The sequence below is a fragment of the Rhizobium sp. NZLR11 genome (assembly GCF_019685115.1).
In the GTDB taxonomy this organism is placed as follows: Bacteria; Pseudomonadota; Alphaproteobacteria; order Rhizobiales; family Rhizobiaceae; genus Rhizobium.
Map to the genome: position 1 here is coordinate 11,872 of NZ_JABDWD010000013.1, position 13,513 is coordinate 25,384.

Genomic DNA, 13,513 nt, shown 5'->3' on the forward strand with positions numbered 1-13,513 from the left:
CCGACGTCGGAGGGCTTACTTCTTCATCGCCATTCCGGTGCTCTTGCAGACGAATTTCGTCGTGAAGGCCTTGGTGTAGTCGGTCTCCGGCTTGAACACCTTGATCGCCACCATCTCGTCGAAGAACGCCTTGTAATGCGCGTCGGTGATGCAGCCGATGCCCTTGTCCAGGCTGTCACCGGATTCGATGATGCCGTATTCCTTCATTTTGGCGATGGAGTAGGCGATCTGGCCATCCGTCATTTCAGGATTGTCCTTCTTGATCAGCTCGTTCGCCTTGCTGTTGTCGCCGTAGAGGTAGTTGTACCAGCCCTCGATCGAGGCATCGACGAAACGCTGGACGACATCCGGTTTGCTGTCGACCATCGTCTGCGTGGTGGTGATCATCGTCGAATAGGGCGAATAGCCGTTATCGGCGAGCAGGAAGACCTTCGGTTCGAAGCCGGCCTGCTTCTGGATCTCGTAGGGCTCGGAGGTGAGGTAACCCTGCTGGGCGGATTCCTTGTCGGCAAGGAATGGCGCGGGGCTGAAATTGTAGGGCTTGTACTGCTCGTCCTTGAAGCCCTTGTAGTTCGCCTTCATCCATTCGAAATAGGTGAGGTAACCGTCCTTGCCGAGAAACAAGGTCTTGAGCTTGGCGAGGTCCGCGAATTTGTCGATACCCATGTCCGGATGGGCGATCAGGACCTGCGGATCCTTCTGGAAGATCGCTGCGACGTCGACCAGCGGGATGCCCTGTTCGACAGCCGATATCTCGCCCTGCGGCCCACCCATGTAGAAATCGATCTTGCCGGAGATCAGCAGCGCGCTGTTGGCCGCGTTCGGGCCACCCTGGACGATGGTGACGTCGAGGCCGTGTTTCGCATAGGTGCCGTCGGCGACCGCCTGGTAGAAGCCGCCGTGCTCGGCCTGCGCCAGCCAGTTCGTGCCGTAGCTTACCTTATCGGCCGCATGCGCCGAGACAGCAGCGGCGAGCGCGCCGCCAAGGCCGATGAGCGCGGAAAAGACCGTATTCTTCAGTGCATTGGGCATGATCAGCGTTCCCCTTCTGAGTTCGGAACGCCCATTGCGACGCCCGATTTTCTTCATTGGAGCGATTGCTTTGCTCTTTGAAAAGCATCAAATTTCGTGCGCAATGATGCCTTTTCGGCATCTCATCAGAAGCCTGTGCCTAATTTGTGCTGTCTGCTTTAATTTTATGCAACGAGGTTGCGATGCTGCACTCCAGAAAGCTTATCTACATCAATGAGATCGCGCGCTCCGGCTCGATCCGCAAAGCCGCAGCGCGGCTGAACGTGGCGTCATCGGCGATCAACCGGCAGATTCTGGCGCTGGAGGAGGAAATGGGCGCTCCGCTCTTCGAGCGCCTGCCGCGCGGCCTGCGCCTGACGGCGGCCGGTGAACTCTGCATCGAACATATTCGCGAGGTGCTGAAGAATTACGAGCGGCTGGAGGGGCGCATCCGCAGCCTGAAGATGCAGCAGGCGGGCAAGATCCGCCTGGTCACCACGGTCGGCCTTGCCGCTGGGCCGCTGCCGGAGATCATCGCCCGGTTCCAGTCGGAACATCCGCGCGTCTTCATGCAACTGCGCAATGATGCCGGCACGACAACGGTCAATCCGGTGCTGTCGGGCGAGGTGGATATCGGCCTCGGCTTCAATATCCCGGCGACACCCGGCATTCGAACGCTCGGCAGTTTCGATATTCCGATCGGCGTGGTGCTGCCGCCCGGCCATCACCTGATCGGTTCGGGTCCGATCAACCTAGCCGATATCGTCCAGGAACGCCTGGTGCTGGCCCAGCAAGGCACCAGCCTGCGTGAAGTGATCAACCTGGCGCTGGCGCGTCTCGATGTGCATGTCGAGCCGGTGCTTGAAACCAATGCGTCGGAGATGCTGAAGAAGCTGGTCAAGTCAGGGGCGGGGCTGACGATGCTGAACCCGCTCGACGTCATTACCGAATGCCGGCAGGGCGAGCTCGTCTTCCGGGCGATTGCTGAACCGCACGCGCGCCAGCAGCCGATGAAGCTTTTTGCCCGCGCCCGTGCGCCGCTCGATTCCGCCACCAGCCTGTTCGTTGAATATCTGCTGGCCGAACTTGCCGGCCTCGTGCAGGAACTGCAGGCCAAGGGCCATATCGCGATGGAAAAGCCGATCACCCAGTAGGTCGCCCTGGCCGGCGCTATTGTGAATAAAGGTTGGAAAGCGGATAGCGCGTCAGGTCGTAAAGCAACTCGATGAAGCCCCTGACTTGATGGCGGCAGATCGCTTCGCCTTTTTTGACGGTTCCGAGCGAGGCGTCGCCGACGACGCCGTTCGGATTGAGGTCGTGGGCGATCCAGGCGAGCGAATGGGGCGGCAGCGGCTGGATGTATTTCGATTGCTCGCGCATCCATTCGGCCTTGGACGCAAAATTCTGCGCCTTGTCCATCCGCACCAGATCGGGGCGGAAATGGAGCATCAGCGAGGTCTCGACCTCGCCGCCATGGATGCCGTATTTCAACTCGTGCTCGCTGATCATGCCTTCGGGATGGCCGAAGCGGCCCCATTGCGTCGAGATGACGGCCATCTGGTAGCGGACGCGCAGCTCGCGCGCGACGATACTCATGATGTCGACATTGCCGCCATGCGAATTGACGATGACCATCTTGCGGATGCCGGCTTCGGCAACCTTGGCGCCGATCGCCGTCCAGACTGGAATGAGCAGCTCAGCGCCGAGCGACAGCGTTCCCGGTCCGTAGATATGTTCGTTCGCCTTGCCGATCTCTTGCGTCGGCAGAACCAGGAAATCGAGATCGTCAGGCTTCTGCTTTCGCAGTTCGGCCAGCATGCCGTTGGCGATCGCCACATCGGTCGCGATCGGCAGGTGCGGGCCGTGCTGTTCCGTCGAGGCGATCGGCAGGATGGCAATGGTCGTATTGGCCGAAAGTCCGGCGAAATCGGAGCTGTTCAGTTCGTTCCAGTAAAATGGCATTGCCATCGCCGCGCCTCTCATTGCCGTTTCGACAGTGAGTAGGAAATATCGCTGCACGCGAAAAGCATCAATTTGCGCCCGCACCGATGCCTTTTTGCGGATGATACAGCAACGAGGGCCGCGCAGAGGGCAGAGAGCGGGGGCAGGCGGTAACCATTGCATAAGCCCTGGATGCGGCTGGGAACTCACTGGAGCCATTGCGCCGGCGCGCCTGCAATGGTTTTCTAGCGCCTCTGCAATTCAACGCTCTCCGGTGATTCCCAATGTTCGATATTCTGTGGCGCGGCCTGGCGATCGGTGCTGGCGCAACCATCCTCATGGACCTCTGGGCGATCGTGCTCACCAAGGTTTTCGGCCAGACGGCGCCCAATTGGGCCCCGGTCGGCCGCTGGTTCTGGCACCTTCGCCGCGGCAAGGTCTTTCACGACAGCATCGCCGATGCCGAGCCCTATACGCATGAACTGGCGCTCGGCTGGATCAGCCACTACGCCGTCGGCATTCTCTATGGCTTGATCTTTGCGCTCATCATGGGGCAGGCGTGGCTGGCGGCACCGACATTTCTCCCCGCCTGGATCTTCGGTATTCTCACCGTCGGAGCAGGGTGGTTCCTGCTGCAGCCCGGCCTCGGCATCGGCTGGGCCGCATCGAAACATCCGACGCCGAACAAGGTGCGGTGCTTCAATTTGCTCGCGCATACGGTTTTTGCGCTCGGGCTCTACGGCACGGCGCTGATCATTCGCTGAGACTGAGGCCTGCCCCTCACCCAGCCAACCGGGGTCGAGCCACTCGTCTCGACCCGTCCTTCGGACCGCCGTAAAAAACGGGGAGAGGGGACGTGCCGTGCGAGAGCTAGCGGGGAACGGAGAGGTCGCGGCTTGTCCCCTTCGCCCCGTTTACGGGGAGAAGGTGGCGGCAGCCGGATGAGGGGCCGCCGTCCGCGCGAACCTCGCCCTACCGCGCCGCCCAGTTGGCGCCGCGGCGGAAGATGGTCTTCATCTCGGGCACGTCGAATTCCTTGGCCTGGTGGCCGAGTGAAGAATAGAAGACCCGGCCCTTGCCGTATTTCCGCTTCCAGACGACGGGCATGACGACGCCGTCGATCCAGTAGGCGTGGTTGCCGGTGAATTTGGTCGTCGCCAGAACCTCGTTCGAGGGGTCGACATGCATGTAATATTGCTCCGACGTGTAGGGGAAATCGGCAATGCCCTCCATCAGCGGATCGTCGGGCCGGGTGATGTTGACGGTATAGTCGATGATGTTGCCGGGGTGCGCCACCCATTGGCCGCCGATGATGAACTGGTAATCGACCGAGTCGCGGAAGGCATCGCCCGCGCCGCCGTGATAACCGGCGATGCCGACGCCGCTCTCGATGGCGGCGGCGAGGTTCTTGACCTCCTCCTTCTCGATCTTCGACATCGTCATGATCGGCACGACGAGGCTGAGATCGTGGACCGAAGGGTCGGCAAGCGCCTCGGTGCCGTGTTCGAGATAGACCTTGAAGCCGTCCTCCTCGAGCATGGTCTTGATGACTTCGGCGCATTCCTGCGGCTCGTGGCCGCTCCAGCCGCCCCAGACGATCAGTGCTTCACGCATAGTCTTTCCTCCTGAATTTATTTCGCCAGCCGTCCGTCGACGATGGAATCGGACAAGGGGGCGGGGCGCACCACCGCCGTGGTGATCGCCACCGTGCGCCCGGTCGCAGACGCGGTGTGGAACGCTTCCATGACTTCGAGCACATGCAGCGCCAGATCGCCATTGGCCCGATGCGGCCGGTTGGAGCGGATCGCATGCGCCATGTCGGCAACGCCGAGCGAGCGATAATTGCCGTCGGCATAGGGTGCTGTGAGTGGCTGGTCCTCGAATTCGCCGCCCTTCTTCAGATATTCCACCGGGCCGCCGAATTTGTTGGGATCGGGGACTATAAGCGTGCCCTCGGTTCCGTAGATTTCGAGCGGCACATGCTTGTGGCCGGCGACATCGAAGCTCATGGCGATCTGCACGACGGCGCCGTTCTCAAAACGCATCATGCCGGCGACATGCGTCGGCACATGCACGGGAATATGTTCGCCGTTGCGCGGCTCGCTGGTCACCAGCCGCTCTGTACGCGGCGTCGACGCAAAGCCGACAACCTCAGACACCGGCCCGAGCAGATTGACGAGATCGGTGATGTAATAGGGCCCCATATCGAGCATCGGCCCGCCGCCGACTTCGTAATAGAAGGCGGGGTTCGGATGCCAGCGCTCATGGCCCGGGCACATGAAGCTTGCCGAGCCGCCGACCGGCTGGCCGATGACGCCCTGGTCGATCAGGATGCGGGCCGTCTGGTGGCCGCCGCCGAGGAAAGTATCGGGGGCCGCACCGATGCGAAGATTCCGCGCTTTGGCGGCGTCGGCCAATTTTTTCCCTTCTGCGAAATTAATCCCGAGGGGCTTTTCCGAATAGGTATGTTTGCCGGCTTCGAGGGCCTGCAGCGCAACAGCGACATGGGCTTTCGGGATCGTCAGATTGACGATGATCTCAACCTTGGGGTCGGCGAAAAGTTCCTCGACGGTCTTTGCCGGAACGTTGAATTCGATAGCCTTTGCCTCTGCCAGTTCCCGGTTGAGATCGGCGACGCCGCGGATATCGAGAATGGGAAAGGATGCCATCGCCTTGAGATAGGCGCCCGAAATATTGCCGCATCCGATGATGCCGATACCGACTTTATCCATGAAGTCCTCCATTCATTATGATTGTGCTGCTCGTCAGAGCGCCGGCCCCGTCGTGCTCCAGGGCGATTCGTAGAGTTCGTAGAGCGCCACCGCAGCCGCACCCTGGGCCCAGAAATCATCGGTCGAATCGTCGAAGACGAGTTCGCTGACGCCGCGCAGCGACGGCGGAATGGCGAGCGCATAGGCATCGCGCAGGCTGTTCAAAAACGGCTCGCCGAGCGCCAGGCTCGATCCCACCAGAATGACCCGTGGCGGCGCAAACAGCGTGACGATGTTGGCAACGGTCAATCCCACCGCTTCGCCGGCGCGGATGGCAGCACCAATCAGCCGGTCGTCATCGGCCTTGATCAGCGCCTGGGCATGGTTCATGCCGCGCCCGAGTCGGATCGCTTCGGCAAAACGCCCATCGGCCAGCTGTTCGCCGAGGATTGCGCTTTCGCCGGCCTGGCTGAACAGCCGCACGACGCCATTCGGTCCTGTGCCGAGCACGAGGTCGCCGAGATTGTGGCTGAGGCCACCGGCGCCGCGGAACAGGCTGTTGCCGTGCAGCACGCCGAGCCCCAGCGTCTGTTCCAGCGAAATCAGCACCATATCCTCGAGATCGCGCGCCTTCCCGAACCAGTGATGGCCAAGCGTGATGGCGTGGGCGTCGCTTTCGACGATGGTCGGTGTCGAAAGCCGCGTCGACATCTCGGCGGCGAAATCGACATTGGTGTCGCGAAAGATCGGGCTGCTGCGGATATAGCCGGTGCGGTGCTCGATGACGCCGGGAAAACCGAGGCAGACGCTGTCGACGTCTTCAAGCGACAGCCCGGCATCGACGACACAGCGCCTGACGCCATCCTCGACCAGATCGGCAATGACGCCGATCGGCTGCCGGTCGAGGCGGATCGGCAAAGCCAGCTTCGACAGCACGTCGCCGCGGAAATTGGTGACGACGAACACCATCCGGTTGGCGGCGATCTTGCCGCCGACCACACGCGCCGCATCGGGATTGAGTTCCAACATCACCCGCGGCCTGCCGCGCACCGCCTCATTGCGGATATCGCCTTCGTGACGCGGCAGGATCAGCCCGTCGTCGAGCAACGAGGCGGTGATGGCCGAAACCGTGGTGGTGGAGAGTTCGGTGCGCTCGCTGATCTCGATCCGCGAGATCGGCCCATGGCGTCGGACGGTATCGAGCACGTTCAAGCGATTGATCGCGCGCATTAATTCGGGATCTGCGGTCTTCATGAGAACTAGCCAGGCAAGCGTTTCGTTGGGCGGAACCCAAATATTTATAACGGGTTACGAAATAAATAGCCGGCAATTTCGTGGCCCTGTCAAGCGCATTTGATAAAAATAGCGGCATTGGGTTGACATTGGATGAAAGCTCCGGTGAATTAATCCGCATAGGGGAAAAATTGTGAGGATAGACCCCTGGGAGGAAAAATCATGAATTTTATGCACAAAAGCGCCGCTCTCGGCGGCAGGCGCATCGCATCCGTGGCCGCGGCAGCCGGCCTGTTGCTGTTGGGGGCAGGCGCCGCCTCCGCGACGACGGTGGTCAAGTGGCTGCATCTCGAGCTCGACCCGAAAAACGTCGCGGCCTGGGAAGACATCGTCAAGAAATACGAAGCCCAGCATCCCGACGTCGATATCCAGATGCAGTTCCTCGAAAACGAAGCCTTCAAGGCCAAGCTTCCCACTCTGCTGCAATCCGACGACGTGCCGGATTTCTTCTTCAGCTGGGGCGGCGGCGTCTTGAAGCAGCAGTCCGAGACCGGCGCGCTGCAGGATGTGACGGCAGCCCTCGATGCTGATGGCGGCAAACTGCGCAACGCCTATACCCCGGCCTCGGTCAACGGCCTGACCTTTGACGGCAAGACCTGGGCCATCCCCTATAAGGTCGGTCTGGTCAGCTTTTTCTACAACAAGGCGCTGTTTGCCAAGGCCGGCGTCAAAGCCGAGGACATCAAGAGCTGGGCCGATTTTCTCGCCACGGTGAAGAAGATTAAGGCGGCCGGCATTGTGCCGATCGCCGGCGGCGGCGGTGAGAAATGGCCGATCCATTTCTACTGGAGCTATCTCGTCATGCGCGAAGGCGGCCAGAAGGTTTTCGACGCGGCCAAGAAGGGCGAGGGCGAAGGTTTCCTTGATCCCGCCATCATCAAGGCCGGCGACGATCTCGCCGAACTCGGCAAACTCGAACCTTTCCAGCCCGGCTATCTCGGCGCGACCTGGCCGCAGACGCTCGGCGTCTTCGGTGACGGCAAGGCGGCGATCATCCTCGGCTTTGAAGCAACCGAAGCCAATCAGCGCAAGAATGCCGGCGACGGCAAGGGCCTAGCACCTGACAATATCGGCCGTTTCGTCTTCCCGACGGTCGATGGCGGCGCCGGCAAGCCGACGGATACGCTCGGCGGTCTGAACGGCTGGGCCGTTACCAAGAAGGCCTCCAAGGAAGCGATCGATTTCCTCGCTTTCCTGACGAGCGCGGAGAACGAGCGGGTGATGGCCAAGGCCGGCATGCTTCTGCCCGTTGCCGTCGGCGCCGATGATGGCGTCGTCAATCCGCTGCTGGCCGAATCGGCCAAACAGCTTGCGGGTTCGACCTGGCATCAGAACTTCTTCGACCAGGATCTCGGTGCTGCCGTCGGCCGTGTCGTCAACGACGTCTCGGTGGAAATCGTTTCCGGGCAGATGAATTCCAAGGACGGCGCCCAGATGATCCAGGACGCTTTCGAACTGGAACAATAACCAGCGCCAGCAGACCCTTCCCGGCGCTCCCAGCTAAAGAGCGGGAGCGCCGGCATTGCTGCCGACGACATGCGAAAGCAGGACCCATGGCCAATATTTCAGTCCCATCGATGACATCAGCCGCACGGCCGGCACGGAAAGCCGCAAACGCCAGGAGCTCGGTCGCCCATGACCGGCTGACGGTGCTGCTGATCTTTCTGCCGCCGGCGCTCTTGCTGTTCACGCTTTTCGTCATCATGCCGATGGGCGAGGCGGCCTGGTACAGCCTCTACAAGTGGAACGGCTACGGGACGCCGACCGAGTTCATCGCCCTGCGCAATTTCCAGGTTCTGTTTCGAAATGCGGCTTTCACCCAGGCGCTGCTTAATAACGGCCTGATCATCGTGATCTCGATCTGCATCCAGGTGCCGCTGGCCATCTGGCTTGCCACCATGCTGGCCCACCGCATTCCCGGCGTCGTCGCCTACCGCCTGATCTTCTTCCTGCCCTATGTGCTGGCCGACGTTGCCGCCGGCCTGATCTGGCGCTTCGTCTATGATGGCGATTACGGTCTGTTTGCCGCTGTTTCCAATTTCTTCGGTTTCGCCAACCCTTATGTGCTCGCCGATAAGGACCTGGCGATCTATGCCGTGCTCGGCGTCATCGTCTGGAAATATTTCGGTTTCCACATGATGCTGTTCATCGCCGGCCTGCAATCGGTCGACAAGAGCGTGCTGGAGGCAGCCGAGATCGACGGCGCCACCGGCTGGCAGAAATTCCGCTATGTCACGCTGCCGCTGCTCGGCTCGACCTTGCGCCTCTCGATCTTCTTTGCCGTCGTCGGCTCGCTGCAGCTCTTCGACATGATCATGCCGCTGACCGGCGGCGGGCCATCCAACTCAACGCAGACGATGGTCACCTTCCTCTACACCTACGGCGTCATGCGCATGCAGGTCGGCCTCGGCAGCGCCGTCGGCGTGGTGCTGTTCATCATCTGCGTCACGCTCGCCTTCGGTTACAAAAGGATCTTCATGCGCCATGACTGATATGAGTTCTTCCATCCGCATGCGCACCTCGACCCGCGTCTATCTCTACGTGTCGCTGAGCCTGATTGCCGCGATCGTACTCGTGCCGCTGCTGACGACGGCGCTCGGCGGCTTCAAGACGTTGGGCGACCTGCGCACCAATCCCTTCGGCCTGCCGATAGAGTGGCAATGGGCAAACTATACCGACATTCTGTTCGGCGAGCGCTACTGGCTGCAGATCGGCAATTCGCTGGTTATCGCCGCGCTCACCGTGCTCTTGACGCTGATCGTTTCGTCGATGGCCGCCTTCGCCTTTGCCCATGTCCGCTTCTTCGGCTCCTCCTTCCTGCTCAATTATTTCCTGCTCGGCCTGATGTTTCCGGCGGCAACCGCAATCCTGCCGCTCTTCATCCGCATCCGCGATCTCGGCCTGCTCGATACCTATTGGGGCGTGGTGCTGCCGCAGGTGGCCTTCGGCCTCGGCATGAGCATCCTTTTGTTCCGAAACTATTTCCGCAACCTTCCGGAAGAATTGTTTCAGGCGGCCTTCGTCGACGGCTGCGGCTATCTCAGATTCTTCTGGCATATCTCGCTGCCGCTTTCCCGGCCGATCGTCGCCACCGTCAGCATCATCTCCTTCGTCGGCAGCTGGAACAGCTACATCCTGCCGCTGATCATGTTGAACTCCGAATCGAAATATCCCTGGCCGCTCGGCATCATGGTCTATCGCGGCGAATACGGCACGGAATGGCAGCTGGTGCTGGCCTTCATCACGCTGACCATCCTTCCCACAATCATCGTCTTTTTCGTCGCCCAGAGACACATCATCGCCGGCCTGACCGCGGGCGCCGTGAAGTCCTGAGCCGAACCCTTGGAGGTGCATTTATGGCATCCGTTGAATTGAACGATATTCGCAAGACCTATGGCGCCGTCGATGTCATCCACGGCATCTCGCTGGATATTCAGGATGGGGAATTCGTCGCCCTGGTCGGGCCTTCCGGCTGTGGAAAATCGACGCTGCTGCGGATGATTGCCGGCCTTGAGGAAATCACCGATGGCGACATCTCCATCGGCGGCAAGGTCGTCAACGCCATGACCCCGCGCGAACGCAACATCGCCATGGTCTTCCAGTCCTACGCGCTCTATCCGCACATGACCGTGGCTGAAAACATGGGCTTCAATCTGAAGCTCGCCGGCGTTGCCAAGCCGCAGATCGAGGCCCGCGTTGCCGAGGCCGCCCGTATGCTCGATCTCGCCGAACTGCTCGACCGCAAGCCGGCCCAGCTTTCCGGCGGCCAGCGCCAGCGCGTCGCCATGGGCCGCGCCGTCGTGCGCAATCCGGCCGTGTTCCTGTTCGACGAGCCGCTGTCCAACCTCGATGCGAAACTCCGCGTGCAGATGCGCTCGGAAATCAAGACGCTGCACCAGAAGGTGAAGACGACCTCGATCTATGTCACCCACGACCAGATCGAAGCGATGACGCTCGCCGACCGCATCGTCGTGCTCAATCAGGGCAGGGTGGAGCAGCAGGGCACGCCGCTCGAACTCTACCGGAAGCCCGCCAATCTCTTCGTCGCCGCCTTCATCGGATCGCCGGCGATGAACATGCTCGACGGCACCGTCGACGGCGAAAATGGCGAACCCGCCGCCCGCCTGACCGACGGCACGGCAATCCGCATCGCGCCCGACCGCAAGGTCAGGCGCGGCCAGGCCGTCACCATCGGCCTGCGCCCCGAACATCTCATTCCCGGCATATCAGCCGGCACGCCGCTTGCCGGCCGCACCATGCTGGTCGAACCCACCGGCGCCCAGACCCATGTGGTTTTCGACCTTGCCGGACAGCAGGTGACCGCCATCGTCGACGGCGAATACCCCGTCCGCTACGGCGCGGTGTTCGAGGCAAGCATTGCCAGCGATCAGGTGCACGTCTTCGACCGCAACAGCGGCGTGGCGCTCTGAAGTGGATCGCATGTAGGTATCGCAAAATTGCTGCGCACTTTGCGCGACATGCCGTAGGCGTGATTTAACGGATGCCTGACAACGACAAAACCGCCGAGCAAGCCCGGCGGTCGTGACTGCTGATAAAGACAGCCAGAGACTATTCCGCCGCGATCCGCGAGACGCCGTTGGCCTGGACGATCTTGTCGAGCAGCGCTAGCTCTTCCTGAGTGAGATCCGTCAATGGCGGGCGCACCGGGCCCGGGTTCTGCCCAAGGACGCGAAGGCCGGCCTTGATGATCGAGACGGCATAGCCCTTCTTGCGGTTGCGCAAGGCGACGAACGGGAAGAAGAAGCTCTTCAGGATCTCGTCGACGGTCGCCTGGTCGCCGGTGCGCAAGGCGCCGTAAAAGCGCTGGGCGAGGGCGGGCACGAAGTTGAAGACGGCCGAGGAATAGGTCGTCACGCCGGCGGCGAAATAGGCCTGGGCATAGACTTCATGGGTCGGCATGCCGCCGACATAGACGAGACGGTCGCCAAGCAGGGTCGTGATCTCGATGACCTTGTCGACATCGCCGACGCCGTCCTTGAAACCGATCAGGTTCGGGCATTCCTCGGCAAGCCGCGCGATGCTTTCGGCCGTCAACACGGCGTTGTCGCGATTATAGACGATGACGCCGATGCCGACCGATTGGCAGATCGCCTTGACATGGGCGACGAGGCCGGCCTGTTCCGCAAACATCAGATAGGGCGGCAGCAGCAGCAATCCGTCCGCGCCTGCCTTCTCGGCCGCCTGTGCGATCTCGATGGCGAGCGACGTGCCGTAGCCGGTTCCCGAGATGATCGGCGTCTTGCCGGCCGACGCCTTGGCGGCCCTGATAACCTGCGGAATCTCGGCGGGATTGAGGGAGAAGAACTCTCCCGTGCCGCCGGCGGCAAATAGTGCAGCCGCATCGTAGCCCGCAAGCCACTCGACATGGCGGCGGTACTTCGCCTCGTCGAATTTCAGCTGATCGTCGAAATGCGTCACCGGAAACGACAGGAGACCGCTACCGACGGCCTTCTTCAATTCATTCGGGTTCATCATCAAGTCCTGTTCTTTACGTGTTGAATGTTGACCGTTCAGGCGCTTTCGAGCGCCTGCAGAAGGGCCGCGATATAGCCGTAGCAGTAAGCAAATGCGGTGGCGGAAGGATCCGTGCCGCTGACGGTCGGCACGTGGTCGGGCATCAGCATGTATTTGAAGCCGACTTCCTTGTAGATCCTGACCGAGCGGACCATGTCCATGTCGCCTTCGTCGGGGAAGGTCTCCATGAAGGAAAGCTTGCCGCCGCGAATGTTGCGGAAGTGAACATTGAAGATCTTGCCGCGCTGGCCGAACCAGCGAATGACATCGTCGATCTCCTTGCCGGGATTTTCGAGCATCTCGCCGATCGAGCCCTGGCAGAAATTGAGGCCGTGATAAGGGCTTTCCCGCATCAGCACGAATTTCTTCAGGCCTTCGACGGTGCCGAGCACCCGCGTGACGCCGCGATAGCCGGGCGGGGTATAGGGGTCGTGCGGATGGCAGGCGAGCCGGACGCGATTGCTGGCAGCGACAGGCACGACGCGCTCGAGGAAATAGTCGATCCGTTCCCAGTTTTCGTCTTCGGACAGCACGCCGGCAAGGCCGGGTTCGGCCTGCTGATCCGTCTTGTCCCAGCGGAAGCTGGCATTCATCGACCCGCCGCGTCCCGGTTCATCGGGTGTGCGGGGAATGCCGATCAGATTGAGGTTATATTTCACCGCCGGAATGCCGGCCGCCGCGGTATTCTCGATCAGCTTGCAGACGGCGTCGATCTGCCTGTCGCGATCGGGGCCGGCAAGCAATATATCGGGATAGGACGCCTTCTCGATCGGCTGCGAAGGCAGCGGCAATTGGATCATGTCGAGGATCAGGCCGAAGCTTTCGACCTTGTCGCGATGACGCTCGAGATCGGAAAGCGTCCAACTGCTGGGTTTTCCCGGCGGGTCGGCGTTGATATGCTTCACACCCAGTTGCGCGAAGATACGATAATCGTCGTCGTCCCGCGCTGCGACCTGTGTTCCCAGATACATTTGAGTCTCTTTCGAAATTACACAATGTCATATGACATAATATGAATTTCT

Annotated in this window: 13 protein-coding genes; 6 read left to right on the top strand and 7 right to left on the bottom strand. The window is 61.1% G+C overall.

Annotated elements, in window-relative coordinates; genetic code table 11:
- Positions 1-15 precede the first annotated feature (15 nt).
- Positions 16-1,032, bottom strand: coding sequence for an ABC transporter substrate-binding protein (locus tag HJB83_RS21430; RefSeq protein WP_207584163.1), 1,017 nt, complete (start codon positions 1,030-1,032; stop codon positions 16-18).
- A 182-nt stretch (positions 1,033-1,214) separates the two neighbouring features.
- Between HJB83_RS21430 and HJB83_RS21435 the strand changes: the two genes are divergently transcribed.
- Positions 1,215-2,165 (top strand): LysR family transcriptional regulator, encoded by a 951-nt coding sequence (locus HJB83_RS21435; RefSeq protein ID WP_207584164.1) that lies wholly within the window; start codon positions 1,215-1,217, stop codon positions 2,163-2,165.
- 16 nt (positions 2,166-2,181) lie between these two features.
- Here HJB83_RS21435 and HJB83_RS21440 read toward each other — a convergent pair whose 3' ends face one another.
- Entirely contained in the window at positions 2,182-2,979 is a 798-nt protein-coding gene (locus HJB83_RS21440; protein ID WP_207584165.1) for a creatininase family protein, read from the bottom strand.
- Between the two features lie 257 nt (positions 2,980-3,236).
- Between HJB83_RS21440 and HJB83_RS21445 the strand changes: the two genes are divergently transcribed.
- Positions 3,237-3,716 (top strand): DUF2938 domain-containing protein, encoded by a 480-nt coding sequence (locus tag HJB83_RS21445; protein WP_207584166.1) that lies wholly within the window; start codon positions 3,237-3,239, stop codon positions 3,714-3,716.
- 208 nt (positions 3,717-3,924) lie between these two features.
- On the opposite strand, the gene HJB83_RS21450 is transcribed toward HJB83_RS21445, so the two are convergent.
- Genes HJB83_RS21450 through HJB83_RS21460 form a run of 3 tightly spaced genes read right to left on the bottom strand, consistent with a single transcriptional unit; the run spans position 3,925 to position 6,917 of the window.
- Complete coding sequence (locus HJB83_RS21450; RefSeq protein WP_207584167.1) at positions 3,925-4,566, bottom strand: ThuA domain-containing protein; 642 nt, start codon at positions 4,564-4,566, stop codon at positions 3,925-3,927.
- A 17-nt stretch (positions 4,567-4,583) separates the two neighbouring features.
- Entirely contained in the window at positions 4,584-5,684 is a 1,101-nt protein-coding gene (locus HJB83_RS21455) for a Gfo/Idh/MocA family protein (RefSeq protein WP_207584168.1), read from the bottom strand.
- A gap of 33 nt (positions 5,685-5,717) precedes the next feature.
- Positions 5,718-6,917 carry an ROK family transcriptional regulator gene (locus HJB83_RS21460; protein WP_207584169.1) on the bottom strand — a complete coding sequence of 400 codons (1,200 nt, stop codon included), beginning with the start codon at positions 6,915-6,917 and terminating at the stop codon, positions 5,718-5,720.
- Positions 6,918-7,118: 201 nt separating this feature from the next.
- On the opposite strand from HJB83_RS21460, the gene HJB83_RS21465 reads away from it, so the two are divergent.
- The 4 genes from HJB83_RS21465 to HJB83_RS21480 all read left to right on the top strand — a co-directional run bounded on the left by HJB83_RS21465 (position 7,119) and on the right by HJB83_RS21480 (position 11,386).
- Positions 7,119-8,423 (top strand): ABC transporter substrate-binding protein, encoded by a 1,305-nt coding sequence (locus HJB83_RS21465; protein ID WP_221115947.1) that lies wholly within the window; start codon positions 7,119-7,121, stop codon positions 8,421-8,423.
- An 86-nt stretch (positions 8,424-8,509) separates the two neighbouring features.
- Positions 8,510-9,448: a carbohydrate ABC transporter permease gene (locus tag HJB83_RS21470; RefSeq protein ID WP_207584171.1), complete on the top strand. Its 939-nt coding sequence runs from the start codon at positions 8,510-8,512 to the stop codon at positions 9,446-9,448.
- The gene (locus HJB83_RS21475) at positions 9,441-10,289 is read left to right on the top strand and encodes a carbohydrate ABC transporter permease (protein WP_207584172.1); all 849 of its coding nucleotides are present in this window, start codon (positions 9,441-9,443) and stop codon (positions 10,287-10,289) included. Before HJB83_RS21470 ends, HJB83_RS21475 begins: the two co-directional genes overlap by 8 nt.
- Before the next feature lie 23 nt (positions 10,290-10,312).
- The gene (locus tag HJB83_RS21480; RefSeq protein WP_207584173.1) at positions 10,313-11,386 is read left to right on the top strand and encodes an ABC transporter ATP-binding protein; all 1,074 of its coding nucleotides are present in this window, start codon (positions 10,313-10,315) and stop codon (positions 11,384-11,386) included.
- Positions 11,387-11,525: 139 nt separating this feature from the next.
- Here the strand turns inward: HJB83_RS21480 and kdgD are convergent, their stop codons facing one another.
- Together kdgD and HJB83_RS21490 are read right to left on the bottom strand one after the other, a co-directional pair.
- A complete protein-coding gene (gene kdgD, locus HJB83_RS21485; protein ID WP_221132590.1) occupies positions 11,526-12,452 on the bottom strand; it encodes a 5-dehydro-4-deoxyglucarate dehydratase in 927 nt (308 codons plus the stop codon).
- Between the two features lie 35 nt (positions 12,453-12,487).
- Positions 12,488-13,462 (bottom strand): mannonate dehydratase, encoded by a 975-nt coding sequence (locus HJB83_RS21490; protein WP_221132591.1) that lies wholly within the window; start codon positions 13,460-13,462, stop codon positions 12,488-12,490.
- Positions 13,463-13,513 lie beyond the last annotated feature (51 nt).

Excerpts from the sequence above, each read along its gene's own strand:
- HJB83_RS21430 (WP_207584163.1), bottom strand. The coding sequence starts at position 1,032 with ATGCCCAATGCACTGAAGAATACGGTCTTTTCCGCGCTCATCGGCCTT.
- HJB83_RS21435 (WP_207584164.1), top strand. The coding sequence starts at position 1,215 with ATGCTGCACTCCAGAAAGCTTATCTACATCAATGAGATCGCGCGCTCC.
- HJB83_RS21440 (WP_207584165.1), bottom strand. The coding sequence starts at position 2,979 with ATGGCAATGCCATTTTACTGGAACGAACTGAACAGCTCCGATTTCGCC.
- HJB83_RS21445 (WP_207584166.1), top strand. The coding sequence starts at position 3,237 with ATGTTCGATATTCTGTGGCGCGGCCTGGCGATCGGTGCTGGCGCAACC.
- HJB83_RS21450 (WP_207584167.1), bottom strand. The coding sequence starts at position 4,566 with ATGCGTGAAGCACTGATCGTCTGGGGCGGCTGGAGCGGCCACGAGCCG.
- HJB83_RS21455 (WP_207584168.1), bottom strand. The coding sequence starts at position 5,684 with ATGGATAAAGTCGGTATCGGCATCATCGGATGCGGCAATATTTCGGGC.
- HJB83_RS21460 (WP_207584169.1), bottom strand. The coding sequence starts at position 6,917 with ATGAAGACCGCAGATCCCGAATTAATGCGCGCGATCAATCGCTTGAAC.
- HJB83_RS21465 (WP_221115947.1), top strand. The coding sequence starts at position 7,119 with ATGAATTTTATGCACAAAAGCGCCGCTCTCGGCGGCAGGCGCATCGCA.
- HJB83_RS21470 (WP_207584171.1), top strand. The coding sequence starts at position 8,510 with ATGGCCAATATTTCAGTCCCATCGATGACATCAGCCGCACGGCCGGCA.
- HJB83_RS21475 (WP_207584172.1), top strand. The coding sequence starts at position 9,441 with ATGACTGATATGAGTTCTTCCATCCGCATGCGCACCTCGACCCGCGTC.
- HJB83_RS21480 (WP_207584173.1), top strand. The coding sequence starts at position 10,313 with ATGGCATCCGTTGAATTGAACGATATTCGCAAGACCTATGGCGCCGTC.
- kdgD (WP_221132590.1), bottom strand. The coding sequence starts at position 12,452 with ATGATGAACCCGAATGAATTGAAGAAGGCCGTCGGTAGCGGTCTCCTG.
- HJB83_RS21490 (WP_221132591.1), bottom strand. The coding sequence starts at position 13,462 with ATGTATCTGGGAACACAGGTCGCAGCGCGGGACGACGACGATTATCGT.